Origin of the sequence: Kribbella sp. NPDC003557 (assembly GCF_040610805.1) — a bacterium.
Classification (GTDB): Bacteria; Actinomycetota; Actinomycetes; order Propionibacteriales; family Kribbellaceae; genus Kribbella.
Genome location: NZ_JBEXMY010000007.1, coordinates 74,408 through 98,915, shown reverse-complemented (window position 1 = coordinate 98,915; position 24,508 = coordinate 74,408). Strand labels below are relative to the sequence as shown.

Annotated in this window: 20 protein-coding genes; 14 read left to right on the top strand and 6 right to left on the bottom strand. The window is 70.5% G+C overall.

The features are described 5' to 3' along the window. Window positions 1-26: 26 nt before the first annotated feature. The gene (locus ABZW60_RS28715; protein ID WP_355481998.1) at window positions 27-383 is read left to right on the top strand and encodes a metalloregulator ArsR/SmtB family transcription factor; all 357 of its coding nucleotides are present in this window, start codon (window positions 27-29) and stop codon (window positions 381-383) included. Then, on the top strand, window positions 380-862 hold the full coding sequence (locus ABZW60_RS28710; protein ID WP_355481996.1) for an SRPBCC domain-containing protein: 483 nt from the start codon (window positions 380-382) through the stop codon (window positions 860-862). Before ABZW60_RS28715 ends, ABZW60_RS28710 begins: the two co-directional genes overlap by 4 nt. Here ABZW60_RS28710 and ABZW60_RS28705 read toward each other — a convergent pair. After that, a complete protein-coding gene (locus ABZW60_RS28705; RefSeq protein ID WP_355481994.1) occupies window positions 856-2,310 on the bottom strand; it encodes a wax ester/triacylglycerol synthase family O-acyltransferase in 1,455 nt (484 codons plus the stop codon). The genes ABZW60_RS28710 and ABZW60_RS28705 overlap by 7 nt on opposite strands. Window positions 2,311-2,413: 103 nt before the next feature. Then, complete coding sequence (locus ABZW60_RS28700) at window positions 2,414-3,841, bottom strand: family 20 glycosylhydrolase (protein ID WP_355481992.1); 1,428 nt, start codon at window positions 3,839-3,841, stop codon at window positions 2,414-2,416. An 88-nt stretch (window positions 3,842-3,929) separates the two neighbouring features. On the opposite strand from ABZW60_RS28700, the gene ABZW60_RS28695 reads away from it, so the two are divergent. The 11 genes from ABZW60_RS28695 (at window position 3,930) to ABZW60_RS28645 (ending at window position 16,717) form a co-directional block, all read left to right on the top strand. After that, on the top strand, window positions 3,930-5,129 hold the full coding sequence (locus ABZW60_RS28695) for an MFS transporter (protein ID WP_355481990.1): 1,200 nt from the start codon (window positions 3,930-3,932) through the stop codon (window positions 5,127-5,129). Between the two features lie 4 nt (window positions 5,130-5,133). Next, window positions 5,134-5,829 (top strand): class I SAM-dependent methyltransferase, encoded by a 696-nt coding sequence (locus ABZW60_RS28690; protein WP_355481988.1) that lies wholly within the window; start codon window positions 5,134-5,136, stop codon window positions 5,827-5,829. A gap of 90 nt (window positions 5,830-5,919) precedes the next feature. After that, complete coding sequence (locus ABZW60_RS28685; protein WP_355481987.1) at window positions 5,920-6,471, top strand: hypothetical protein; 552 nt, start codon at window positions 5,920-5,922, stop codon at window positions 6,469-6,471. Beyond that, window positions 6,461-7,711 (top strand): ABC transporter substrate-binding protein, encoded by a 1,251-nt coding sequence (locus ABZW60_RS28680; protein ID WP_355481985.1) that lies wholly within the window; start codon window positions 6,461-6,463, stop codon window positions 7,709-7,711. The genes ABZW60_RS28685 and ABZW60_RS28680 overlap by 11 nt, the downstream gene beginning before the upstream one ends. After that, a complete protein-coding gene (locus ABZW60_RS28675) occupies window positions 7,711-9,483 on the top strand; it encodes an ABC transporter permease subunit (protein WP_355481983.1) in 1,773 nt (590 codons plus the stop codon). The genes ABZW60_RS28680 and ABZW60_RS28675 overlap by 1 nt, the downstream gene beginning before the upstream one ends. Then, window positions 9,480-10,769 carry a hypothetical protein gene (locus ABZW60_RS28670; protein ID WP_355481981.1) on the top strand — a complete coding sequence of 430 codons (1,290 nt, stop codon included), beginning with the start codon at window positions 9,480-9,482 and terminating at the stop codon, window positions 10,767-10,769. The genes ABZW60_RS28675 and ABZW60_RS28670 overlap by 4 nt, the downstream gene beginning before the upstream one ends. Before the next feature lie 9 nt (window positions 10,770-10,778). After that, window positions 10,779-12,179: a DNA repair protein RadA gene (gene radA, locus ABZW60_RS28665; protein WP_355481979.1), complete on the top strand. Its 1,401-nt coding sequence runs from the start codon at window positions 10,779-10,781 to the stop codon at window positions 12,177-12,179. 128 nt (window positions 12,180-12,307) lie between these two features. Continuing rightward, entirely contained in the window at window positions 12,308-13,246 is a 939-nt protein-coding gene (locus ABZW60_RS28660) for a beta-ketoacyl-ACP synthase III (protein WP_355481977.1), read from the top strand. Window positions 13,247-13,425: 179 nt separating this feature from the next. Beyond that, on the top strand, window positions 13,426-14,520 hold the full coding sequence (gene disA, locus ABZW60_RS28655; RefSeq protein WP_355481975.1) for a DNA integrity scanning diadenylate cyclase DisA: 1,095 nt from the start codon (window positions 13,426-13,428) through the stop codon (window positions 14,518-14,520). Window positions 14,521-14,648: 128 nt separating this feature from the next. After that, complete coding sequence (locus tag ABZW60_RS28650; protein ID WP_355481973.1) at window positions 14,649-15,224, top strand: PadR family transcriptional regulator; 576 nt, start codon at window positions 14,649-14,651, stop codon at window positions 15,222-15,224. Next, entirely contained in the window at window positions 15,200-16,717 is a 1,518-nt protein-coding gene (locus ABZW60_RS28645; RefSeq protein WP_355481971.1) for a DHA2 family efflux MFS transporter permease subunit, read from the top strand. The genes ABZW60_RS28650 and ABZW60_RS28645 overlap by 25 nt, the downstream gene beginning before the upstream one ends. On the opposite strand, the gene ABZW60_RS28640 is transcribed toward ABZW60_RS28645, so the two are convergent. Further along, a complete protein-coding gene (locus ABZW60_RS28640; RefSeq protein WP_355481969.1) occupies window positions 16,705-17,370 on the bottom strand; it encodes a hypothetical protein in 666 nt (221 codons plus the stop codon). The genes ABZW60_RS28645 and ABZW60_RS28640 overlap by 13 nt on opposite strands. 24 nt (window positions 17,371-17,394) lie before the next feature. On the opposite strand from ABZW60_RS28640, the gene ABZW60_RS28635 reads away from it, so the two are divergent. Beyond that, window positions 17,395-18,285 carry an A/G-specific adenine glycosylase gene (locus ABZW60_RS28635; protein WP_355481968.1) on the top strand — a complete coding sequence of 297 codons (891 nt, stop codon included), beginning with the start codon at window positions 17,395-17,397 and terminating at the stop codon, window positions 18,283-18,285. Between the two features lie 54 nt (window positions 18,286-18,339). Here the strand turns inward: ABZW60_RS28635 and ABZW60_RS28630 are convergent, their stop codons facing one another. The 3 genes from ABZW60_RS28630 to ABZW60_RS28620 all read right to left on the bottom strand — a co-directional run bounded on the left by ABZW60_RS28630 (window position 18,340) and on the right by ABZW60_RS28620 (window position 24,230). Further along, window positions 18,340-19,287 carry a DivIVA domain-containing protein gene (locus ABZW60_RS28630; protein ID WP_355481965.1) on the bottom strand — a complete coding sequence of 316 codons (948 nt, stop codon included), beginning with the start codon at window positions 19,285-19,287 and terminating at the stop codon, window positions 18,340-18,342. 72 nt (window positions 19,288-19,359) lie between these two features. Next, complete coding sequence (locus ABZW60_RS28625; protein WP_355481963.1) at window positions 19,360-21,342, bottom strand: kinetoplast-associated-like protein; 1,983 nt, start codon at window positions 21,340-21,342, stop codon at window positions 19,360-19,362. 338 nt (window positions 21,343-21,680) lie between these two features. Continuing rightward, a complete protein-coding gene (locus ABZW60_RS28620) occupies window positions 21,681-24,230 on the bottom strand; it encodes an ATP-dependent Clp protease ATP-binding subunit (protein ID WP_355481961.1) in 2,550 nt (849 codons plus the stop codon). Window positions 24,231-24,508 lie beyond the last annotated feature (278 nt).

Below are 24,508 nucleotides of genomic sequence, written 5' to 3'. Positions count from 1 at the left end.
CTCCGCGCGACCTAACGTACAACCAAATGGTTGTAGATGAGGTGATCGCGGATCGGTTGCTGCACGCGTTGGCGGACGCGACGCGGCGGGACATCGTCCGGCGGTGCCTGACCGGGTCCGCCTCGGTCTCGCAGCTGGCCGGGCTGTACCCGATGAGCTTCGCCGCGGTGCAGAAGCACGTCGCGGTACTGGAGCGGGCGGGGCTGGTGAGCAAGGAACGACGTGGCCGGGAGCAGCTCGTACGCAGCGAGATCGACGCCGTACGGCGGGCCCGGGACGCGCTGGACCAGCTCGAGCTCACCTGGCGTTCCCGCGTCGAGCGGATGTCCGGACTGCTGGCGGCCGAGCGCGCACCGACGGGCGAAGGGGACGAGGAACCATGAGCGTTACCAGTGTGGACAAGGATTTCGACGCGTTGACGTTGACCCTGGTCGCGGACTTCGACGCGCCGGCCGAGCGGGTGTGGGACCTGTGGGCGGACCCGCGCAAGCTCGAGCAGTGGTGGGGCCCGCCGGCGTACCCCGCGACCGTGGTGGATCACGACCTGACGCCGGGCGGGCGGGTGTTCTACTACATGACCAGCCCGGAGGGCGACAAGTACCACGGACGCTGGCAGGTCACCGCGGTGGAGCCGCCGAAGTCGCTGGAGTTCGTCGACGCGTTCGCCAACGCGGACGGGACGCTCGACGAGCGGCTGGACCCGAACACGGTGCGAGTCGAGCTCACGCCGGACGGCGGTGGCACGCGGATGGAGCTGCGCGCGTCGTTCGACTCCCGGGAGCACATGGATCAGCTGCTCGCGACCGGCATGGCCGAAGGGCTGGAGCAGGCTGTGTCGCAGGCGGACGCGCTGCTTCAGTGAAGGTGTTCCAGGTCGTCCAGGGAGGTTTCCAGATGGCCGAGCATGCGTTGCAGGTGTGGGACGGTGCGGCGGCAGCCGACCAGGCCGAAGTGCAGTTCGTGCGCGTAGCTGGTGACGCTGATGTTCAGTGCCTGGCCGTTCAGGACGATGCTCGCGGGATACATGCCGAGCAGGCGTGAGCGGTTCCAGTAGAGCGGGCTGTCGGTGGGGCCGGGGACGTTCGAGATGACCACGTTGTACGGCGGGGGCGTCCGGCCGGCCACGCCGGGGAGGATCGCGGCGGGGCCGGCGACACCGAAGCCGAGTGCGCCGACGATCAGGTTCTGGAGCGGGGTGAGGCCGGACAGGACGCCCTTGGCCTGGGTGGTCGAGAACATGATCCGGCGGATCCGGCGCTCGGGGTCCGGCTCGTCGGTGGCGAGGTCGGCGATCAGGGTGGCGAGCGAGTTGCCGCCGCCCGGGGCGTCGTCCTTGGTCCGGAGCGAGACCGGGACCATCGCCGTCAGCGCCTTGTCGGGCAGGGCGTTCTGCTCGAGCAGATAGTTGCGCAGGGCCCCTGAGCACATCGCCAGCAGGACGTCGTTCAGCGTTGCGCCGGTGATCGCCCGGACCTTCTCCAACCGCTCGATCGGCCACGACTGCGCCGCGAACCGCCGCGCACCCGTCACCGGCTGGTTGAAGATCGTCCGCGGCGCCTGAAACGGCATCGTCGCCTGCAGCAGCCCCTTCAGCCCAGCCGGAGCCAACCCACCCAACTCCGCCAGCAGTTGCCCGGCGCCGCCGACCCCGTGCGCCGCGGCCCCGACCGCCCGCCCAGGAAGCCTCCCGATGGCCGCAAGCAACTCCGCAGGAGTAGACATCCCGCCACCCGACTCTGTACCGGCAGGGAGGCCCTCGCCGCCTACGCCGGGCAGGGCGTAGGTCGCGGGCATATCCGTTTGATTCGGGTCTGTGGTGAGGGTGGCCTGCATCCACCGCAGCGCGGTGACGCCGTCGATCATCGAGTGGTGGATCTTGCTGTAGATCGCGAAGCGCCGCCCCTCGACGCCGTCGATCAGGTGCATCTCCCACAGCGGGCGGTGCCGGTCGAGAAGCGTGCCGTGCAGGCGGCTGGTGAGTTCGAACAGCTCCCGGAACCGCCCGGGGCGCGGCAGCGCGGACAGCCGGACGTGGTACTCCAGATCGATCGCGTCGTCCTGCTCCCAGGACCAGTAGCCGAGGTCCGCCGGCCGGTTCCGCACCCGGCGCGAGAACAGCGGGTTCACCTCCGGCGCCGCCACGATCTCGTGGTACAGCCAGGACACGAAGTCCCGCGAGATCTCCGGGAACACGTGATCCCGCCCGGCGCCCTCGGGAAGCTCGAACAGCATCAGCCCACCGACGTGCATCGGCTGCTCGCGAGTCTCCCCGCCAAGGAACATCGCATCCAGCGGCCCTACCGCGGTCATGCGCGCCTCCGCTCCCCGACCCGGCCTACCTGGCAATCCTTCGCCAGGACCGGCCGGATCGTCTACCCCGGCCACCAGGGATAACGCGGATTTGGTGATCCCCTCAGCTGTCCAGCGGGCGGTAGTTCACGCCGAGGCGCTCGATCCGCGCCAGGTGCGGACGGAGCCGGCCGAGGAACTCGTCGTAGGAGACCTTCGGGGAGCCCCAGGCGCGTTCGGCGAAGGCGGACAGGCGGGGCAGCAGCATGTACCCGACCTGCTCCGGCCCCTCCATGTACTCGGTCCAGATCTGGCACTGGGTGCCGATGATCAGCGCCTTCTCCTCGTCGGACAGCGCCGCCGGGACCACCTCGAAGTCGTACACCTTCTCCAGCGGGATGTTGCCGCCGATCGCGAGCGGCTCGGTCGCCGGGTCGCCCTGGTAGTAGTCGAAGTACACCGACTCGCACGGCGCCATCACGACCTGGTGCCCGGCCTTCGCCGCGACCTCGCCGCGCTGGGCGCTCCGCCACGCCATGATGACCGCGTCCTTCGGACAGTCGGTCTCGACCATCTCGTCCCACCCGACCAGCCGGCGCCCCCGCTCGGCCAGCACCTCCGCGACCTGCGCGGTGAACCAGCCCTGCAACTGGCCCGGCTCGTCCAGCCCGAGCTCGGCCTGCCGCTTCTGCGCTTCGTCCGACTCGGCCCACTGCACCGACGGGCACTCGTCGCCGCCCAGGTGCACGTACTCCGAGGGGAAGATGTCCAGCACCTCACGCAGCACGGTCTTCACGAACTCGACCGTCGCGTCGTTCACGTTCAGTACGTCGTCGCTGATCCCCCACACCTGCCGCACCGTCAGCTGCTGGTCCGGGTGATTGCCCAGCTCCGGGTACGCCGCGATCGCGGCCTGCATATGCCCCGGCAGGTCGATCTCGGGCACGACGGTGATGCCGCGCTCCGCGGCGTACGCGACGATCTCGCGGAGGTCGTCCTTGGTGTAGAAGCCGCCGTGCCGGGTGCCGTCGTAGGTGAACTCGGTCTGGCCGTGCGACATCTTGCCGACCATGGTCCCGTCCCGCCACGCACCGACCTCGGTGAGCCGCGGGTAGGCCTCGATCTCGACCCGCCAGCCCTGGTCGTCGGTGAGATGGAAGTGCAGCACGTTCAGCCGGTGCAGGGCGAGGACGTCGATGACCTTGAGGACGAACTCCTTGGGCATGAAGTGCCGCGCGACGTCGAGCATCGTCCCCCGCCAGCCGAACCGCGGCGCGTCGGCGACGTGCGCCAGCGGCACGGCGACCTTCCCGCCCCCGGCCTCCGCCGCGGCCTCGACCAGCTGGGCGTACGTCGTCTCCGCGTGCCGCAGCGCGTCCTCGGAGCCGGCCGCCAGCCGGGCGCCCTCAGCGGTGATCTCGATCCGGTACTCGGCGGCGTCGAGGTTCTCGACGACGTCCCGGACAGCCTCGCCGATGGGATCGGCGGTGACCCAGCGGCCTTCGTGGACGGTGAGTTCTCGCGGGGCAGGAACGATCGCGATGTCGGACATCCGGACTCCAGGGGAAGCGCGCGGCTCGAGTTATGTCAGGACGATCCTATAAGCGCCTTCCCTGTCAGGTTCATGAGAGGGTTTGCCCGTGACGAGCGAGCAGCAGCGGACAACTCTCCGGGTCCTGGTGGCGAGCAACGCGCTCGGCGGCGTCGCGACGGCCAGCGGTTTCGCGGTAGCGGCCCTGCTGGCGGAGAACGTCTCCGGCTCGACGTCACTGGCAGGCCTGGTGGCGACCTCGACCACGCTGGGCGCGGCCGCCCTGGCCGTCCCTCTGGCCGGCCTTGCCCGCACCCGCGGCCGAAGGGTTTCGCTGACGACCGGCTACCTGATCGCGTGCGTGGGCGCCGTACTGACGATCGTCGCCGCCCAGACCGGTTCGCTGGCCTTGCTCCTGGCCGCGGGCTGTCTGTTCGGCAGCGGCTCCGCCTCCAACCTGCAGTCGCGGTACGCCGCAACCGACGGGGCCGACCCGAGCCGCATCGCCCGGTCGCTGGCCGTGGTCGTCTGGGCGACCACGATCGGCGTCATCGTCGGCCCGAACCTGACCGGGGTCGGCGGCAAGGTGGGCGCGTCGCTGGGCATCCTGGCGCTGGCCGGCCCGTACGTGTTCTCGGTGATCGCCTTCGGTCTCAGCTCGGCCACGGTGTGGGTCGGGATGCGCAGCCAGGTGCGCCCGGCCAAGGTGGAGCGCCAGCCGCTCGGTGAGACGTTCCGCCAGGTCATCAGCATCCCGCATGCGCGGCTGGGCCTGCTGTCGATCGCGACGGCGCACGCGGTGATGGTCGGCGTCATGTCGATGACCTCGGTACACCTGCGGCACCACGGCGCGTCGCTGACCATCGTCGGCTTCGTCATCAGCGGCCACGTGGCCGGGATGTACGCCCTGTCCCCGCTGACCGGCTGGCTGGCGGACCGGCTCGGCCGGATCCCCACGATCGGCATCGGCCTCGGCGTACTGGCCGTGGCGATGACGCTGGCCGCGGTCGCGCCGGACGACGCGCACGCGCTGACCGGGCTGGCGTTGTTCACCCTGGGCCTCGGCTGGTCGGCCTGCCTGGTCGCGGGGTCGACCCTGTTGTCGCGGTCCGTCCCCGACGGCATCCGTACGTCGGCTCAGGGCCTGTCCGACCTCACCATGGGCGTCCTGGCTTCCCTTTCGGGCACGGCTGCCGGCCCTGTCCTCGCCTACCTCGGCTTCCACTGGCTGGCGGTGTTCTGCGGCATCCTCCTCATTCCGGCCGCCGTGCTCGCCGCCACCACCAAACAGGCACTGGCTAGGGTCTAGCGGTGTGAGCATCGCGGAGGGCGGGATCCCGAGTCCGAACATCTGGCACCACCCGAAGGTGTACGAACTCGAGAACCGCGCGGTCGACCCGGACGGCGTGATCGAACCGGCCCTGCGGGCGATCCGCGACTGGGCCGGCGCGACGGTGCTCGACATCGGCTGCGGCACCGGCTTCCACCTGCCGATGTTCGCGGCGACCGCCCGACGGGTGATCGGCGTCGAGCCGCACGGCGCGCTCGCGGACGCGGCCCGGCGCCGGACGAGCGCCCTGCCGAACGTCGAAGTCCGGCAGGGTACGGCGCAACGCCTGCCGGTGCCGGACTCGTCGATCGACGTGATGCACGCACGCTGGGCGTACTTCTTCGGGCCGGGGTGTGAGCCCGGGCTGGCCGAGCTGGACCGGGTGATGCGCCGCGGCGGGACCGCGTTCGTGATCGACAACGACGGCAGCCGGTCGACGTTCGGCGAGTGGTTCCGGACGTCGTACCCGATGATCAAGGCACCGGTGGTGGAACGGTTCTGGGCCGACCGCGGCTGGCACCGGACACCACTGGACATGGGCTGGCGGTTCGAGACCCGTGCCGATCTGGAGGCGGTGGTGAAGATCGAGTTCACCCCGAAGGACGCCCGCCGGATCCTCGCCTCGCACACGGGCGTCGAGGTCGACTACGCGATCAACCTCTGGAGCAAGCGGTTCTAGACGACACTCTGCGCACTGCGGACCGACCTCCGCGCCTCATAGGGTTGACGAACCACTCGACGGGGCTTGCTGGGGAGGCGCCAGGCACGGATGGACGGACTGCTGCTCGAACGCGTGCCGGGGCTGCCGCACAGGCTCCGGGTCGACGTCGGTGAGCAGCGTGCGGTGGTGGTGCCTCAGGCAGCCGACCGTCGCAGGCTGGCCGACGTCGTGACCGGACTGGACGAGCCGCCGCCCGGAGCGCTGGTCCTGGCCGGCGGAGCGGTCCGGCTGGTGCCGGCCGAAGGCGGTCTGCTCCCCCACCTCACAGTGCTCGGCAACGTGATGCACGGGCACCGCACCTCGCAGCCGGTCACCAAACAGGCTGCGCGGGAAGCGAGTGTGGTCAAGGCCATCGGCTGCGGGCTGGAGGACGTGCTGGATCGCTACCCGTACGAGATCACGCCCGGCCGGCGCCGTCTGGCCGGAGTGGCCCGCGCACTCGGCGCTTATCCCCGGGCGATCGTGCTGGAGGACGCGAACGGCCTGCCTACGTGGGGATCGCTCCTGTCGCTACGGCCTAACCCCGACCTTGCCTCAGCCGCTCTGCTGCTCATCACGACCAGCGCGGCGCGTACGGCGGGATTCGTCGATGCCGAGTAGCCGCAGAGCGTTCCTGGGGACCGCTGCCGCGACGCTTCTGCTCACCGGCTGTTCGAGTGACGTACTGGGACTGCGGCGTGCGGTCCGGGTCGCTGTCAGCTGGAGCGGTGAGGAACTGCGCGCGTTCCACAAGGTGCTGGACGGCCTGGGCGCGCTGGACTACCCGGTCGAGGTCGTACCGCTCGGCGACGACATCTCCACCGCCTTCGGCGCCCGCTCCACGCGCCGGCCGGACATCGTCATGCTGCCGCAGCCGGGCCTGGTCCCGCGGCATCTGGCCGACCTGGAGCCGATCCCCGACGACATCGCCAAGCTCGGCCAGGCCCGCCTCTGGAAAGAGCTCCTGGTCCACGAGGGAACGACGTACGGCGTGCCGTTCAAGACAGCGCACAAGTCCGCCGTCTGGTACCGGCCCTCGGTGTTCCGGCAGGCCGGCGTGCAACCGCCGCGGCTGTGGAGCGAGTGGCTGACGCTGAACCAGGCCCTGACCCAAGCGGGTGTCACACCACTTGCGTTGGCCGCAGGTGACGGCTGGGTGCTGACCGACTTCCTGGAGAACATCCTGCTGGGCATCGCGCCGTCCGTGTACGCCGGACTTGCGACAGCTACCGACCCGCGTCCGTCGCAGCACCCGGAGGTCGCAGCCGCGCTGCGGTTGCTGGGCACGATGTGGTCGGCGCCCAATGTGCTCGCAGGCGGCGTGAAGGAGTCGCTCGTCCAGCAGTTCCCGGATGCTCTGGTGGAGGTCTTCGGGCACCGCAGGGCCGCCATGGTGCTCGCATCCGACTTCGCTGAGCCGGTAGTGCGCTCGTTCGCCGCAGATCCCGACGACATAGGGCTCTTCACGTTCCCTCCCATGACTGCGGGAGCTGCGGCGCCCGTGGTCGTCGGAGGTGACGTGATGGTGCTGCCGAAGCCGACCACCGAGGACGCACGCGACTTGGTACGACGACTCTCCGCGCCGACCGCGGCCGACCCGTGGATCGCGGAGGGCGGGTTCCTGGTCGACGGCCGGACCAGTGGCTACTCCCCCGAGCTCACCCGGCTGGCTGAGCAGCTGACCAAGCCGGGTGAGCAACTGCGGTTCGACCTGTCCGACCAGCTCGGGCGCATCGGTGACATCAACGGCCTGTGGCGCGTGCTGACCGACTTCCTGATCGCGGTCGGCCGGCGCGAGGCCGACGTCGCGGACGCGGTGGACGACGCGATGACCGACCTGCGGACAGTGGAGGAGAGCTGATGGGCCTGCAGACCAACGGCCTGTCGCTCGAGGTCGTCGGCCGGGAGATCACCGGCCGTCCGGTCCAGGGCAGACCGCGGCGGCCCGCCGGACCGTACCTGCTGGGGCTGCCTGCGTTGCTGCTGAGCTGTCTGCTGCTGGTACCGATCGGCGTGACCGTGGTGACGGCGTTCCGGACCGACGGCGGCTTCGGCCTCGGCAACTTCGCGGTGATGGGCGACCCCTCCGCATTGCATGCCGTGGGCAACAGCCTGTTGTGGGTGCTGGTCGCGTTCGGCACGGTGGCGGTCGGGTTCTTCCTCGCACTGTTGAGCTACCGGCTCCCGGCTGTCACCACGTTCTTGCAGCCCGCACTGGTCATTCCGTTCGCCGTGTCGATCCTGGTGTCCGGTGCGACGTTCCGGCTGATCTTCGACCCGACACCGGAACGCGGGACGATCACCGCCGTCTCGACGCGGCTGTTCGGCTCCAGTCCGGTGTGGCTCGGCCCTGGTTTGTTCTGGCTGGTCCTGGTCTCGGCGTTCGGCTGGACGTGGCTCGGGTACGTCGTGTCGCTGTTTCGCGCCGGTCTGGACGCGATACCGGACGACGTGACGCGGACGATGACCGCTGAGGGCGTGAAGGGCTGGAGACGGCTGCGGGCGTTGGAGATCCCACTGCTGCGTCCCATCACCGGTGTGGTCACACTGACGCTGGTCATCGCGGCCGTGCGGGTCTTCGACCTGGTGCTGATCGTCGTACCCGGATCCATGCAGCGTTCGGCGGACGTGCTGGGGCTGAACTGGTGGCGGGCCACCACCACAGGCGGCGACTCCGGACGTACGGCGGCGCTCGGTGTCGTCCTGTTCGCGATCGTCGCGGCGGTCGGGCTGATCGGCGTCCGCGGGCTCCGCCGGCGACGCTGGGCGATGCCTGTGACCGTCGTACGGCCGGACCCGTCGCTGGGGCGTCCCAAGCCGGCCCGGAAGGTACGGCGGTTCGGGTGGTTCATCGGGTTCGCCGTCGCACTGGTGTGGATCTTCCCGGCCGTCGTTCTCGTCGCCACGGCCTTGCACTCGCCACGGGAGGCCGGCCTCAGCGGATGGTGGTCGTTCTCGGGGCTCGGGTTCTCGTCGTTCGGAGCAGCGGCGAATGTCGGGCTGTTCAGAGCGCTGCTGTCCACGCTGGTCATCGCGGCCGCGGCGACGGCTGTCCTGCTCGTCATCGCCGTGCCCACGGCGTACCTGGTCGCGTGGGGCGGCCTGCCGACGCGGCTCGGTCGGATCGCGATGGGTGTGTTCGTCGTACTGGCCGTGACGCCGGTGCAGATGTACGCCGCTCCGCTGCGGGACGCGATCGACACGGCCGGCCTGGCCGGGTCCAGGGTCGCGCTGGCGCTGGTACATGCGGCTGCAGGTCTGCCGTTCGCCGTACTGCTGCTGCGCTCCGCCTTCGCGTCCGCGCCGCCTGCGCTGGTCTCCGAGGCGTTGCAGGGACCAGCGCGTCAAAGCGCCGTACTGGCGACCGTGCAGCGGACCTACCGGCCCGCACTGGTTGCTGTCGCGGTGCTGGAGTTCGCGCTGGTGTGGAACGACTTCATCGTGGGGTTCCTGATCAGTGGCCCGGGCACGACGCCGCTGTCACTGGTGCTGTGGGGTGAGGCGCGGCAGTTCTCTACGTCGAGCGGACCGGTCGCCGCTGCGGCTGTCGTCGCGTCGGTAGTGCCCGTGGTTCTGATGCTCACCTTCTGGCGCATCGTCGTGCGCGGGCTGACGACAGGGAGCCGGCCATGAGCGAGGAGGAGGACAAGGCTCTGGACCGGCAGGACGAGGAGCCGTCGCGGACCCAGGTGTTCTTCTTGTTCGTCGGCGGTGTCGTGTCCGGCGTGCTGACCGATCTCGTCTCACAACTGCTCAGCCAGAGCTTCGGCCAGCGTGGCATCGTGCAGTGGGTCGGCTACTCGGTGGCCGGCCTGCTCGTGCTCGTCGCCTTCGCTCTGTGGCGTTGGCGGTCCCGGATCGTTCGACGGCGTTCGCAGGGTGTGACCCCGCTGCACGCGGCCGCCGAAGAGGCCGAGCAGTGGATGATCGCGCTCGGGTCCGACGCCGGCGGCATGGCCGCGGCCGAGTGGTTCGCGCTCAACGAGGACTGGCTGCGTAAGCTCCTCGCCAGCGAGAAGGGGCAGAACGCGGCGGTCGACGACTTCGCCCGGATCTGCGACGCCCTCGAAGCCTGGTACGTACGACACCCCGATCCCGATGCACTGCTCCAGCTCAGCGAGCTCCTCACCACGACAGCCGAGGCCAGCGGTCGCCGTGGCCTCGCCGAGTTGGCCGCAGCGCGCGCAGCCACGGCGTACCGGATGCTGGGCGACCTCGACGCGGCCACGACCCGCCTGGGTGTCTCGAGCAACATCGCGGCGCACGGCCGGACGGCGGCCGCGCTGAAGATGCGGCGCCAGGTCGAACGCGCCTTGCTGCACCTCGCCCGCGCCGACCGCGCACCGGCCGGGAACGACCGCGACGAGGCCGTCCTGAACGCCCGCGACCGACTCGACGACGCACGGCTCACCCGGCCCGGCCCGGACCTGGCGGCCGACGTGGCGATCGCCATCAACCTCGCCGTCGTGCACCTGTACCAGCACGACGGCGAAGGCGCACTCGATCAGCTGCGCCCGGCCCTCGCCCGCGCCACCGCGGCCGGCGACCTGAGCGGGCAGGCACACGCGCTGGAGCTGATGGGCGTGGCCGCCTGGATGCGGCGCAACCCGCACGAGGCCGGCAGTCGCTGGGAGCACGCCGCCCATCTGTACGCCGAGGTCGACGAACGCGAAGGCCACGCCCGCTGCCTGCAGCACCTCGGCTCCGCGGCCGTCACCGAGGGCGACCTGGACAAGGCCCTCGACCTGCTCGAACAGAGCTCGATGCTGCGGACGTCGCCGAGCGAGATCCTGACGAAGTACCTGGACGCGGCCCGCCGTACCTCGGAGCTGCCGGTGGTCGCCGACGACCCGCCCCGCCGGACGCCGGGCACCTGGCTGAGACGCGCCTTCAGGCGTTTTGTCGGCGGGCTGAAATAGGTTGGTCGCATGGCGAAGGCGGCGACCCAGGCGAAGAGCAAGGCCTCGTATGCGTGCTCCGAGTGCGGTTGGACCTCGGCGCGCTGGATCGGGCGGTGCGGCGAGTGCCAGGCCTGGGGCACGGTCGCCGAGATCGGTGCGCCGAAGGCAGCGCGGATCACCGCCGGTCCGGTGACGTCGCCGGCGATGCCGATCGCCAAGGTGTCCGCGATCGAGGCCGAGTCCCGGCCGACCGGGATCGGCGAGCTCGACCGGGTGCTCGGCGGCGGCGTGGTGCCGGGCGCCGTGATCCTGCTCGCGGGTGAGCCCGGCGTCGGCAAGTCCACGTTGCTGCTGGAGGTCGCGGCGCAGTCGGCCCGCGGCGGCCAGCGGACGCTCTACGTGTCCGGCGAGGAGTCGGCCGCGCAGGTCCGGCTGCGGGCCGGGCGGACCGACGCGCTCGTCGACGACCTGTTCCTGGCCGCCGAGACCGACCTGTCCGCGGTCGTCGGCCAGGTCGACGCGGTCGAGCCGTCGTTCCTGGTGATCGACTCGGTGCAGACCATGGCGCACCCGGAGGTCGACGGCGCGCCGGGCGGTGTGACGCAGGTCCGCGAGGTGACCGGTGCGCTGGTCCGGCTCGCGAAGGAGCGGCACATCGCGGTCGTGCTGGTCGGCCACGTCACCAAGGAGGGCGCGATCGCCGGTCCGCGGATGCTCGAGCACCTGGTCGACGTGGTGCTCGCGTTCGACGGCGACCGGCACTCCGGGTTCCGGATGGTGCGCGCGACCAAGAACCGGTTCGGCCCGTCGGACGAGGTCGGCTGCTTCGACATGGTCGACACCGGGATCGTCGAGGTCACCGACCCGACCGGCTTGTTCGTCTCCGAGCACGCCGAGCCGGTGGCCGGCACCTGCGTGACGGTGATGATGGAGGGCCGCCGCCCGCTGCTGGCCGAGGTCCAGGCGCTGGTCGGCCCGTCCGCCGCGCCGCAGCCGCGCCGCACCACGTCCGGGCTGGAGTCGTCCCGGGTCGCGATGGTGCTCGCCGTCCTGGGCAACCGGGCCGGCCTGAAACTGGCCGACCAGGAGGTGTATGTCGCCACCGTCGGCGGCGTGAAGATCACCGAGCCGGTCGCGGACCTGTCGGTCGCGATCGCGGTCGCGTCCTCGGTGATGGACAAGCCGATCCACCCCGGCCTGGTGGCGATCGGCGAGGTCGGCCTGGCCGGTGAGGTGCGGCGCGTCGGCGGCCTGGAGAAGCGGCTCGCCGAAGCGGCCCGGCTCGGGTTCACCAAGGCGATCGTCCCCGCCGACATCCCGAACCGGAGCAAGGACGTGAAGCCGATGGACATTCAGAAGAAGTACGGTCTGCGCACCTTCGCGGCCCCCGATCTGCGCTCCGCCCTGATGGCCGCGGGTCTCGCCTGACGCCCTGTGGCGCGCGCCACAGCTGAGACGGGGGATCAACAGCGCCTGGCCCGGGAACGTACGCTGGGTGCGCCCCCGCCGGGTTCAGTGTGGAGCACCGGCGTACGTCGATGACCGCAGGAGACCTGATGACCGGATCCAGAGTTGTCGCGCTCGGCCACTACCAGCCGGAACGGGTGCTCACCAACGACGAGCTCGCGACGATGGTCGAGACCAACGACGAGTGGATCCAGAGCCGGGTCGGCATCCGGGAGCGCCGGATCGCGGCCCCCGACGAGCAGGTCGACGAGATGGCCTGGCGCGCCGCCGACAAGGCGATCGCGAACGCCGGCCTGGACGTCACCGAGATCGACTACGTGGTGGTCGCCACCTGCACCGCGATCGACCGGTCGCCGAACATCGCGGCCCGCGTCGCCGCCCGGCTCGGCCTCGGCAACCCGGCCGCCATCGACCTGAACACCGCCTGCTCGGGCTTCGCCTACGCGCTGGCCACCGCCGACCAGGCGATCCGGGCCGGCGCCGCCTCGAAGGCGCTGGTGATCGGCGTCGAGAAGCTGAGCGACTGGACGGACTGGACCGACCGCACCACCTGCGTGCTGATCGGCGACGGCGCGGGCGCCGCGGTCGTGGTCGCGGACGAGGACCCCGGCGTCGGTCCGGTGGTCTGGGGTTCGGTGCCGGAGATGTCGGACGCGGTCCGGATCGAAGGCCGCGACGGCCCCTTCCAGCAGGAGGGTCTGAGCGTTTTCCGCTGGGCCACCACGCAGCTGCCGGAGATCGCCAAGCAGGTCTGCGAGAAGGCCGGCCTGAAGCCGGAAGAGCTCGGCGGCGTCGTCCTGCACCAGGCGAACCTGCGGATCATCGAGCCGCTGGCCAAGCGCCTCGGCGCGGTCAACGCGGTGGTCGCCAAGGACGTCGTGGAGTCCGGTAACACCTCGGCCGCGAGCATCCCGATCGCGCTGTCGAAACTGGTCGAGAAGCGCGAGATCCCGTCCGGCGCGCCGGTACTGCTGTTCGGATTCGGCGGCGGTTTGTCGTACGCCGGTCAGGTCATCCGCTGCCCCTGACGTGACAGGCGCCGGGCCTCCCGGCACCCGATCCACGCGGAGAACAGGCATTGCACGGTCCGATGCACGGGCGGGTGCACGCGCATCCGCGAGCGCGCGCGCAGCGGCGGCCGCCGGACCGGACGAGCGCGCGGATATCCGCGCGTCCGCACGCGCGTGACCGCATAGACTCAGGTTCCGTGGCGGCGAACACGGACAAGAACAGCACCGGCGCCCGGCTCCGCGCGACGCTCGCGGCGGTGGCGCCCGGTACCGAACTACGCGAAGGCCTGGAACGGATCCTGCGCGGCCGGACCGGCGCGCTGATCGTGCTCGGACACGACAAGGCCGTGGACGCGATCTCCACCGGCGGCTTCGAGATCGGCATCGACTTCACCGCGACCGGGTTGCGGGAGCTGAGCAAGATGGACGGCGCGATCGTCCTCGACCGGGATGCCACCCGGCTGATCCGCGCGGCCGTGCACCTGATGCCGGACCCGTCGATCGCGACCCAGGAGACCGGCACCCGGCACCGGACCGCCGACCGGGTCGCGCGGCAGACCGGGTTCCCGGTGATCTCGGTGTCGCAGTCGATGCACATCATCGCGCTGTACGTCGACGACCAGCGCTACGTGCTCGAGGACTCCGGCGCGATCCTGTCCCGCGCCAACCAGGCCCTGGCCACCCTCGAGCGCTACAAGCTGCGCCTCGACGAGGTGTCCGGCACGCTGTCCGCGCTCGAGATCGAGGACCTGGTCACGGTCCGGGACGTGGCCGCGGTCGCGCAGCGGCTGGAGATGGTCCGCCGGATCGCCACCGAGATCGACGGGTACGTCGTCGAGCTCGGCACCGACGGCCGGCTGCTCACCCTGCAGCTCAACGAGCTCGTCGCGGGCGTGGCCGGCGAACGCGAACTGGTCGTCCGCGACTACCTGCCGCCGGCCACCGGGCGCCGGCCCAGGACCGCGGACGACGTCCTGCTCGAGCTGGACGCCGTCAGCCCGACGGATCTGCTGGACATCGGCCAGGTCGCGCGGGCGCTGCAGCTCGGCGGCGCCGAGCAGCTGGACGCGGCGGTCACCCCGCGCGGCTACCGCCTGCTGGCCAAGGTGCCGCGCCTGCCGGGTGCCGTGATCGACCGGCTGATCGACCACTTCGGCCACCTCCAGAAGTTGCTCGCGGCAAGCATCGACGACCTGCAGACGGTCGAGGGCGTCGGCGAGAACCGGGCCCGCACGGTCCGCGAGGGCCTGTCCCGGCTGGCCGAGTCCAGCATCCTCGAGCGCTACGTCTAGGCCCCGGCCACTCACCGTCACCTGACGCCTCCGGTTCGTGAAAGAACCGGAGGCGTCTTGCGTTCGGGCCGTCATCGGCGAATACTCCACATGGAACATTTCGTACGGAACAATCCAGGTGGAAGAAGATGGCAGCAGAACTCACACCGCTGGCGATCTCGGTGCTCGCCCTGCTGAACGAGCAACCGATGCACGCCTACGAGATGTACCAACTGCTGGTCAAGCGACATACCCACTGGCTCGTCAAGGTCCGGCCGGGCTCGCTCTACCACACGGTCGAGCGGCTGGCGCGGCAGAACTACGTCCGGGCCGTCGGCACCGAACGGGCCGGGAACCGCCCCGAGCGCACGACGTACGAGATCACCCCGGAAGGCGGCGACGCCCTGACCCGGCGCGTGGAGGCGGGGATCGAGGAGTACGTCCACGAGTACCCGCTGTTCCCTGTCGTGCTGAGCGAAGCACACAACCTCGAGGCCGACGACGCCGTCCTGCGGTTCCGGAGCCGGATCGTTGACCTCGAGCGCTGGATCACCGAGATCGACGAGGCCCTGGCCGGCGCCCGGGCACGGCAGGTGCCAGAGGTGTACTGGATGGGCGGCGACTACCTCCGGACCCAGCTGACCTCCGAGCGCGACTGGCTCGTCACCACCATCGAACGTATCGAGAGCAAGGATCTGGCATGGCAACCCCGCAACAAACAGTGAGGCCCGAGATCCGGCCGTGGCCGGCGTTGTGGGCGCTGGTGCTCGGCTTCTTCATGATCCTGGTCGACTCCACCATCGTCTCGGTCGCCACCCCGGCGATCCTCGAGGACCTCGGCTCCGACGTCGGCACGGTCGTCTGGGTCACCAGCGCGTACCTGCTGGCGTACGCCGTACCGCTGCTGATCACCGGCCGGCTCGGCGACCGGGTCGGCCCGAAGAAGCTGTACCTGACCGGGCTGGCGGTGTTCACGCTGGCGTCGGTGTGGTGCGGCCTGACCGGCACGATCGAGCTGCTGATCGTGGCCCGCGTGTTCCAGGGGCTCGGCGCCTCGATGATGACGCCGCAGACGATGGCGGTGATCACCCGGATCTTCCCGCCGGACCAGCGCGGCCGGGCGATGAGCCTGTGGGGCGCGACCGCCGGCGTCGCCACGCTGGTCGGCCCGATCCTCGGCGGCGTCCTGGTCGACGGGCTCGGCTGGCAGTGGATCTTCTTCATCAACGCGCCGGTCGGCGTGGTCGGCTTCGTGCTGGCGATGCGCCTGGTGCCGGACCTGCCGACGCACGAGCACAAGTTCGACCTGATCGGCGTCGTACTCAGCGCGGTCGGGCTGTTCCTGCTGGTGTTCGGGATCCAGGAGGGGCAGAAGTACGACTGGGGTCAGATCAAGGGCCCGATCTCGGTCTGGTCGCTGATCATCGCCGGGCTCGTCGTGCTCGCGGGCTTCGTCTTCTGGCAGTCCCGCAACCGGGGCGAGCCGCTGCTCCCGCTCGGCCTGTTCAAGGACCGCAACTTCTCGCTGGCGAACGTCGCGATCACCACGGTCGGGTTCGCGATCACCGCGATGGCGTTCCCGTTGATGCTGTGGGCGCAGGCGGTCCGCGGCCTGACCCCCACCCGGTCGGCGCTGCTGCTGGTGCCGATGGCGGTCATCTCCGGGGCACTGGCGCCGTTCGTCGGGCGGCTGGTCGACCGGACGCCGCCGCGGTTCATCGCCGGGTTCGGGCTGCTGTGCTGCTCGGTCTCGCTGTTCTGGATGAGCCAGGTGATCGAGCCCGACGTACCGATCTGGGAACTGCTGCTGCCGATCGCGTTGCTGGGTGTCGCCAACGGGTTCATGTGGGCGCCGATCGGGACGACGGCGACGCGGAACCTCCCGCTGCACCAGGCCGGCGCCGGGGCCGGTGTGTACAACACGACCCGGCAGGTCGGCGCGGTGCTGGGCAGCGCGAGCATCGCCGTACTGATGGAGTCGCGCCTGGCGCACAACCTGCCGGCGGCGGCCGGCGGCACACCCGCGGGCGAAGGGTTCTCCACCGGGCAGCTGCCCGCGATGATCCGGCCCGGGTTCAGCGACGCGATGGCGCAGTCGCTGGTGCTGCCGGCGCTGGTGCTGCTGATCGGTCTGGCCGCCGCACTGATGTTCGTCGCACCCAGCCACCTGAAGAAGCAGCCCGACGGGGCGACGCAGCAGGCTGATCAGACGACCTGAAACGCCTGCGGGCTCGACGAGCGGCCGTCGTACTCGGCCTTGACGACATAGGTTCCAGGCTTGGCGACCGGCTGCCCCGGAAGACAGCCAGGCCTGGACCGATGCCCGTTCCACGGCACCGTGACGGCCGCTTGTTTGCCCTTGGCAACGACGAGGGTGGCGGCCTGGACCGCCTTGTCGCACTGGGTGGTGCTCCAGATCAGGTCGTTGCCGGACGTCACCGTGACGGTCAGCTTGTCCGCGTTCACGGTCGCCTTGCAGCCCTCGTCGACCGGGTTCAGCTGGACGACGAAGTTCAGCACCGAGCCGGAGACGATCTTGCGGTTCGCGGGCAGGGCTTCGAGGTTCAGGTCCGAGCCCTCGCAGGGCTGGTCGCCGCGCGGCGTGGTCTTGCTCGGCTTCGGTGTCGCGGACGTGCTCGAGCCGGCGCTCGGCGTCGAGGCCGGCGTCGACGTCGGCGTGGAGACGGGTGCGGCGCCGGTGGGGTTCGGCTGCGGGTCCGACGCGGCGGCGTTCTTGGTGTCGTCGCCACCGCCGGCGAACAGCCGGGAGATCAGGATGACCAGGACCGCGACGACCGCGAGCACGAGTCCGCGCCGGAACCAGTAGACGCTGGCGGGCAGGTGCCCGACCGGACGGAGCAGGCTGCTCATGAAGCGCACTCTAATATCGGGCCTGTGCAGGACCACTCAGGCTCGCCGTTGGCCATCCACGACCCGGTACTGCGTTGGTACGACGCGAACGCGCGGGATCTGCCGTGGCGGGAGCCCGGCGCCGGCGCGTGGGCCGTGATGGTCAGCGAGTTCATGCTGCAGCAGACACCGGTGAACCGGGTGCTGCCGGCCTACCGGCGCTGGCTGGAGCGGTGGCCGAAGCCGGCAGACCTGGCCGCAGAGGCTCCTGGTGAGGCTGTGCGGGCCTGGGACCGACTCGGGTACCCCAGGCGTGCCCTCCGGCTGCACGCGGCCGCTCAGGCGATTGTGGAGCGTCACGGCGGCGAGGTGCCGGACGACCACGAGGCCCTGCTCGCACTGCCCGGCGTCGGCACGTACACGGCCGCCGCGATCGCATCCTTCGCGTTCGGCCGGCGGCACGCGGTCGTCGACACGAACGTCCGGCGGGTCCTGGCCCGATCCCTGACCGGCGTTGCGCAGCCGACCGTCTCCCCCACCGCGGCCGACCAGCGGCTCGCCGTCAGCGCACTGCCCGCCGACGAGGCCACCGCCGCGCGCTGGGCGGTGGCGTCGATGGAACTCGGCGCCCTCGTCTGCACCGCCCGGACGCCGCGCTGCGCCGACTGCCCCATCCGGTCCCGGTGCGCCTGGGTCCTCGCCGGCAGCCCGCCGTACGACGGCCCGCCGCGTCGCGGCCAGACGTACGAAGGCACCGACCGCCAGGCCCGCGGCCGTCTCCTGGCCGTGCTGCGGTCGGCGACCGCGCCGGTGCCGAAGTCGGAGCTGGACGCCTCGTGGCCCGACGCCGCCCAGCGCGAGCGCGCCCTGGACGGATTGGTTGCCGACGGCCTCGTCGAGCCGCTCAGCCGCGGCCGCTACCGCCTGCCCGGCTGACAAACCAAGAAGCCGGCTCGAAGGTCTCGAGCCGGCTTCTTGAATGGTGGGACTTCAGTTCTTCTTGCTGCCGGCGGCTTGTTCCTCGTCGTCGGCGAGCAGGTCGAGCGGCATCGCCGGCTGGCCGGACAGCGTCGCCAGCATCTGGCGGACGTTGGTCAGCTGCGCGTTGATGCTGTCCCGGCGCTGCGTCGCGGCCGCGAGCTCGCGCTCGGACTCGGCACGGATCCGCTCGGACTTGTCCTTCGCGGCGGCGACGATCTCCTGGGCCTGCCGGTTGGCGTCGGCCAGCTGCTGCTGCGACAGCCGCTCGGCCTCGGAACGCGACCGGTCGGCCTCCCGCTGCACCTGCGCGGCGCGGTCGGTGACGGCGGCCAGCTGCTGCTCGGCCAGGGCGGTCCGGGCGGCGAACTCCTGCTCGACCTTGCCCCGGCGCTCGGCCAGGGTGGTCTCGAAGGCGGCCGCGGCCTGGGCGGACTTGGCCCGCTCCTGCTCGTACAGCGCCTGGGCCTCGCTGCGGCGCGCGGTCGCGTCGCGCTCGGCCTCGTCACGCATGTCGTCGGCCTGGGTCCGGGCCTCCTCGAGGATCCGGGCGGCCTCGGCGTCGACCTCGCTCTTCCAGTCCAGGGAGTACTGCTCGGCCTCCTTGCGGACCTTCTTCGCGTGCGCCTCACCGTCGGCGACGATCGCCTCGGCGTCGGTGCGGGCGCGGGTCACCAGGTCACGGGCCTCGTCGTCGGCCAGCGACAGGATCTTCGCGACGCGCTCACCGAACTCGGTGAACGTCGGCGCGCGGTCCTTGGAGTCCTCCTGGGCGGAGATGACAGCCGCCTCCGCAGCGTCCGTGCGGGACTGCAGCTCCTGGACGTGGCGCTGCAGCTGCTCGGACTGCTGCTGCAACGCGGTCAGGGAGGTGGTCAGCTCACGGATGTGCTGGTCCACCTGGGCAGGCTCGTAGCCACGCAGAACGGTACGGAACGGGGTTGGGCTTTCACTGCTCATGTTTTCCGATGCTCACTTCGATGGGTGGGTGGATCACACATTGTCACTGACAAGGATCTGACTGTCACGTCCTCATCCTGATTCCCCCGTGGAACCCTCACTGGAGGACATTCCACCACCTGGGCGGAACCCCGGTACAGCGAGTGCCTCGATCACACCCGAAAGCTGGGTGAGCTCCTTGGTGATCTCATCACGGCGCTGGTTCAGCGCCGCGACCCTCGCCTCGGCGTCGGCGAGAAGTTTTCGGGCCTGGGCACGCAGGGTGTCGGCGTGCTCGCGGGCCTGGGCCTCGAGCTGCTGCGCCTCCGCGCGGGACTTGCGGATCAGCTCGTGCGACTGGCGCTGCGCCTCGGACAGGTCGTTGGCGGCACGCTCGCGCAGCACCTGGGTGCTCGCCTCGGCCTCCGCCTCGCGGCGGTTCGCCCGCTCGATGATCTCCCGCGCGTCCGCGGCCGCGCTGGACTTCAGCCGGTCCGCCCGGGTCTGCGCCTGGGAGGTGAGCTTCTCGGCCTCCTGCTTGGCGGCGGCCAGCGTCGACTCGGCCTGCTCGCCGGCCGAGTACAGGGTGGTCTCGGCGAGCTGGGTGAGCTCGGCGTTCTCCCGGGCGATCGCGTCCTGGGTCTGCTTCAGCCGGCTGGTCGAGCGGCCGACCACGCGGCGCAGGTGGGCGCGCTTCTTCCGGAGCAGCTCGGTCGCCTCGGCGGCGGCCTGCTCGCGGATCGACTGCGCCTCGGACTCGGCGGCCGCGATCAGATCGTCGACGGTCTTCTTGCTCCACAGCGTCTGCTTCTCGGCCTCGGCCAGCGCCGCCTCGGCCGCCTTGTTCGCGTCCTCGACGATCCGCTGCGCCTCGGCCGTGGCCGTCCGGCGGTCCGCCTCGATCGAGTCCACGACCAGCTTGGCCTGGGCCCGGGCGTCGGCCATCAGCCGCTCGTTGCCGGCCTCGGTCTCGGCCTTGCGCTCGGCGATCTCCGCGAGCGCCTCGTTCCGCAGCTTGTCGATCTCCAGCGAGATCGCGGCCAGCTTGGCCCGCTCGGTCTCCTCGAGCTCGGCCGTCCGGCGCTCCAGCTCGGTGCGGTTCTCACCGCGCAGCCGCTCGATCTCGGCATGGGCCTCGGCGATCTCGATGCGGGACCGCTCCCGGGCCGTCTCGACCTCGCGCTCGACCGCGGCCCGCAGCTCGCTCGCCTCGGTCTCGGCCCGGGCGATCAGATCGGCCTCGTTGCGGACGGCGGCCTGGGACACCAGGGCAGCCTGCTCGCCGGCGTCGGCGACCAGTTGCTGCGCCTCGCGGCCGGCCCGGTCGACCATCGCCTGCGCCGACTCGCGGGCCAGCTGGGCCTCTTCGAGCAGCTCGTCGGCCTCGTCCCGCAGCCGGCCGGCCTCGCTCTCGGCCGCCGCGATCCGCCGGTCCGCCGCGGCCTGCGACTCGACCCGCAGCTTCTCCGCGGCCGCCTCGCTCTCGGCACGCAGCCGGTCGGCCGCCTGCTCCGAGTCCGCGCGGCGCCGGGCCACCTCGTCGGCGACCGTCGCCCGGAGCTGCTCGGCCGCGGACTCCGACTCGACCTTCAGCCGCTCCGCGATCGCGGCTGCCTCGCGGCGCACGCGCTCGGCCTCGGCGGTCGCCTCGGAGGTCAGTGTCTCGGCCGCCGCGGCGGCATCGCGCCGCACCCTGTCGGCTTCGGCGGTGGACTCGGCGCGCAGCCGGTCCGCGGCTTCCGCGGCCTCGGAGCGGACCCGCTCGGCGTCGGCCTCGGACTCGGTGCGGAGCTGCTCGGCGGCCCGCTCGGCGTCGTTCAGGACCCGCTGGGCGGCCGTCATCGCGTCGGCCCGGAGCTTCTTCGCGGCCGCCTCGGCGTCGGCCTTCAGCCGCTCGTTCTCGGCCCGGATCCGGCTCGCCTCGTCGCGGGCGACGTCGTTCTCGTGCTCGGCCTGCTCGCGGAGGGTGTCGGCGATCCGCTGGGCCCGCTCCAGCACCCCGCCCGCCTGCCGCACGCCAAAGGAACCGGTGTCGGCGACCGGCTCCTGGGTCAGCGGCAGACGCGGCGCGTCCATGCGACGAGATGATTCCATTCCCGGCCCCCTTTCCGACAGTCCGGGTCCGAACAGCGTGCTCACAGGGTTAACAACGCGGTAGACAGGCGGTAGGTAACTGCTTCATCAGCAGTCGCGCGATCTTCCCATCGAACCGAAGGTGGACGGAAGCCGTTCGGGCACCGAGTTGATCACGCTCCGCAGGACGATACGACCAATCAGTAGCATCCGCGCAAATCAGGCGTGTCCTTTCGGTACGCCCGGGTGGATCGGAGTACTCCGACGGCGCCGGACACCCGCCGCGGACAGCAGAAGGCCCCGCGCTCTCGCGCGGGGCCTTCCGGGTGATCAGCGATCGATCAGGTGTCCTGCAGACCGGTGGTGCCGGTGGAGCCGCCGGTGGTCAGGTCGGTGAGCTCCAGGTCGGACGTCGAGGACTTCTGGTTACCGGTGAAGGTGAAGTACTCGGTCAGGCCGTCCTCGTTGACCGTGCCCTCCGGTGCCGCGTCGACCACGACGATCTGGCCGGGACGCAGTTCCCCGAACAGGATCTTCTCGGCCAGCACGTCCTCCACGTCGCGCTGCAGTGCGCGGCGCAGCGGGCGGGCACCCAGGACCGGGTCGAAGCCACGCTTCGCGGCGAGTTCCTTCGCCGCCGGCGTGAGCTCGATGCCCATGTCCTTGTCCTTCAGGCGCAGCTCGATCTGGGCCACCATCAGGTCCACGATCCGGACGATGTCGTCCATCGTGTGCTGGTGGAAGACGACGATCTCGTCCACGCGGTTCAGGAACTCCGGCCGGAAGTGCTGCTTCAGCTCCTCGGTGACCTTCGCCTTCATCTTCTCGTACGAGCCGGTGACGTCGTTCGCCTGGGAGAACCCGAGCGAGACCGACTTGGCGATGTCCTTGGTACCGAGGTTCGTGGTCATGATGATCACGGTGTTCTTGAAGTCGACCACGCGGCCCTGGGCGTCGGTCAGACGACCCTCGTCCAGGATCTGCAGCAGCGAGTTGAAGATGTCCGGGTGGGCCTTCTCCACCTCGTCGAACAGCACCACGCTGAACGGCTTGCGGCGCACCTTCTCGGTCAGCTGGCCACCCTCTTCGTAGCCGACGTACCCCGGAGGCGAGCCGAACAGCCGGGAGGCCGTGTGCTTCTCCGAGTACTCCGACATGTCGAGGCTGATCAGCGCGTTCTCGTCGCCGAACAGGAACTCGGTCAGCGCCTTGGACAGCTCGGTCTTACCGACACCGGACGGGCCGGCGAAGATGAACGAGCCGCTCGGGCGACGCGGGTCCTTCAGGCCGGCGCGGGTCCGCCGGATCGAGCGGGACAGCGCCTTGACCGCGTCCTCCTGGCCGATGTAGCGCTTGTGCAGCTCCTTCTCCATGTCCAGCAGTCGCGAGGACTCCTCCTCGGTCAGCTTGAACACCGGGATGCCGGTCGCGGTGCTGAGCACCTCGGCGATCAGCTCCTCGTCGACCTCGGCGACGACGTCCATGTCGCCGGCCTTCCACTGCTTCTCCCGCTCGGACTTCGCGTTGATGAGCTTCTTCTCGTCGTCGCGGAGCCGGGCGGCGCGCTCGAAGTCCTGCGCGTCGATCGCGGACTCCTTCTCCCGGCGCACCGTCGCGATCTTCTCGTCGAACTCCCGCAGGTCCGGCGGCGCGGTCATCCGGCGGATCCGGAGCCGGGCACCGGCCTCGTCGATCAGGTCGATCGCCTTGTCCGGCAGGAACCGGTCCGAGATGTACCGGTCGGCCATCTGCGCGGCGTTCACCAGCGCGGCGTCGGTGATCGTCACCCGGTGGTGCGCCTCGTACCGGTCGCGGAGGCCCTTGAGGATCTCGATCGTGTGCGCGATCGAGGGCTCGGCCACCTGGATCGGCTGGAAACGGCGCTCCAGCGCGGCGTCCTTCTCGACGTACTTGCGGTACTCGTCGAGGGTGGTGGCGCCGATGGTCTGCAGCTCACCGCGGGCCAGCATCGGCTTCAGGATGCTCGCCGCGTCGATCGCGCCCTCGGCCGCGCCGGCCCCGACGAGGGTGTGGATCTCGTCGATGAACAGCACGATGTCGCCGCGGGTGCGGATCTCCTTGAGCACCTTCTTCAGGCGTTCCTCGAAATCACCGCGGTAGCGCGAACCGGCCACCAGGGCGCCCAGGTCGAGGGAGTAGATCTGCTTGTCCTTCAGCGTCTCCGGGACGTCACCGCGGACGATCTGCTGGGCCAGACCCTCCACGATGGCGGTCTTGCCGACGCCCGGCTCACCGATCAGGACAGGGTTGTTCTTGGTCCGCCGGGACAGCACCTGCATGACCCGCTCGATCTCGGTCTCGCGCCCGATCACCGGGTCGAGCTTCGCCTCACGAGCGGACTGGGTGTAGTTCCGGCCGAACTGGTCGAGCACCAGGGAGCTGCTGGGCGCACCCTCGGTGGGCGCACCGCCGGCGGCGGTGGTCTCCTTGCCCTGGTATCCGCTCAGCAGCTGGATGACCTGCTGCCGGACCTTGTTCAGGTCCGCACCGAGCTTGACCAGGACCTGCGCGGCGACACCCTCACCCTCGCGGATGAGGCCGAGCAGGATGTGCTCGGTGCCGATGTAGTTGTGGCCCAACTGCAGGGCCTCACGCAGGGAGAGCTCCAGCACCTTCTTGGCGCGGGGGGTGAACGGGATGTGCCCGCTCGGTGCCTGCTGCCCCTGGCCGATGATCTCCTCGACCTGGGAACGAACGGCCTCGAGCGAGATACCCAGGCTCTCGAGAGCCTTGGCGGCGACACCCTCACCCTCGTGGATCAGGCCGAGCAGAATGTGCTCGGTCCCGATGTAGTTGTGGCTGAGCATCCTGGCCTCTTCCTGTGCCAGGACGACTACCCGACGGGCGCGGTCCGTAAATCGTTCAAACATCGCCAAAGCGCTCCTTGCCTCAGAGGAGTCGGACGTGCCGTGTAGGCCGACCCCCGTACATGCATGCTAGTCCCCGGCGCCGACAGGCTCGCTCTCGGCGAACACCCGATCACGCTTCCGTCGGCCGTCAGGGCGGCATCACAAAGGGACAACCGCACTGATCACCAGCGTGTTCCCGGCTCGCCGTGATCCGACAGCATGTTCGCCACCAGCGAATTCCGCGAACTACCTGCCGGGTCAGTCATCGCGTCCGACACGCCGTGTCCCACTCTGTGAAA

Excerpts from the sequence above, each read along its gene's own strand:
- ABZW60_RS28630 (WP_355481965.1), bottom strand. The coding sequence starts at position 19,287 with ATGAGCAGTGAAAGCCCAACCCCGTTCCGTACCGTTCTGCGTGGCTAC.
- ABZW60_RS28685 (WP_355481987.1), top strand. The coding sequence starts at position 5,920 with ATGGACGGACTGCTGCTCGAACGCGTGCCGGGGCTGCCGCACAGGCTC.
- ABZW60_RS28710 (WP_355481996.1), top strand. The coding sequence starts at position 380 with ATGAGCGTTACCAGTGTGGACAAGGATTTCGACGCGTTGACGTTGACC.
- ABZW60_RS28645 (WP_355481971.1), top strand. The coding sequence starts at position 15,200 with ATGGCAACCCCGCAACAAACAGTGAGGCCCGAGATCCGGCCGTGGCCG.
- ABZW60_RS28705 (WP_355481994.1), bottom strand. The coding sequence starts at position 2,310 with ATGACCGCGGTAGGGCCGCTGGATGCGATGTTCCTTGGCGGGGAGACT.
- ABZW60_RS28640 (WP_355481969.1), bottom strand. The coding sequence starts at position 17,370 with ATGAGCAGCCTGCTCCGTCCGGTCGGGCACCTGCCCGCCAGCGTCTAC.
- radA (WP_355481979.1), top strand. The coding sequence starts at position 10,779 with ATGGCGAAGGCGGCGACCCAGGCGAAGAGCAAGGCCTCGTATGCGTGC.
- ABZW60_RS28680 (WP_355481985.1), top strand. The coding sequence starts at position 6,461 with ATGCCGAGTAGCCGCAGAGCGTTCCTGGGGACCGCTGCCGCGACGCTT.
- ABZW60_RS28650 (WP_355481973.1), top strand. The coding sequence starts at position 14,649 with ATGGCAGCAGAACTCACACCGCTGGCGATCTCGGTGCTCGCCCTGCTG.
- ABZW60_RS28660 (WP_355481977.1), top strand. The coding sequence starts at position 12,308 with ATGACCGGATCCAGAGTTGTCGCGCTCGGCCACTACCAGCCGGAACGG.
- ABZW60_RS28670 (WP_355481981.1), top strand. The coding sequence starts at position 9,480 with ATGAGCGAGGAGGAGGACAAGGCTCTGGACCGGCAGGACGAGGAGCCG.
- ABZW60_RS28700 (WP_355481992.1), bottom strand. The coding sequence starts at position 3,841 with ATGTCCGACATCGCGATCGTTCCTGCCCCGCGAGAACTCACCGTCCAC.
- ABZW60_RS28675 (WP_355481983.1), top strand. The coding sequence starts at position 7,711 with ATGGGCCTGCAGACCAACGGCCTGTCGCTCGAGGTCGTCGGCCGGGAG.
- ABZW60_RS28620 (WP_355481961.1), bottom strand. The coding sequence starts at position 24,230 with ATGTTTGAACGATTTACGGACCGCGCCCGTCGGGTAGTCGTCCTGGCA.
- ABZW60_RS28715 (WP_355481998.1), top strand. The coding sequence starts at position 27 with ATGGTTGTAGATGAGGTGATCGCGGATCGGTTGCTGCACGCGTTGGCG.
- ABZW60_RS28625 (WP_355481963.1), bottom strand. The coding sequence starts at position 21,342 with ATGGACGCGCCGCGTCTGCCGCTGACCCAGGAGCCGGTCGCCGACACC.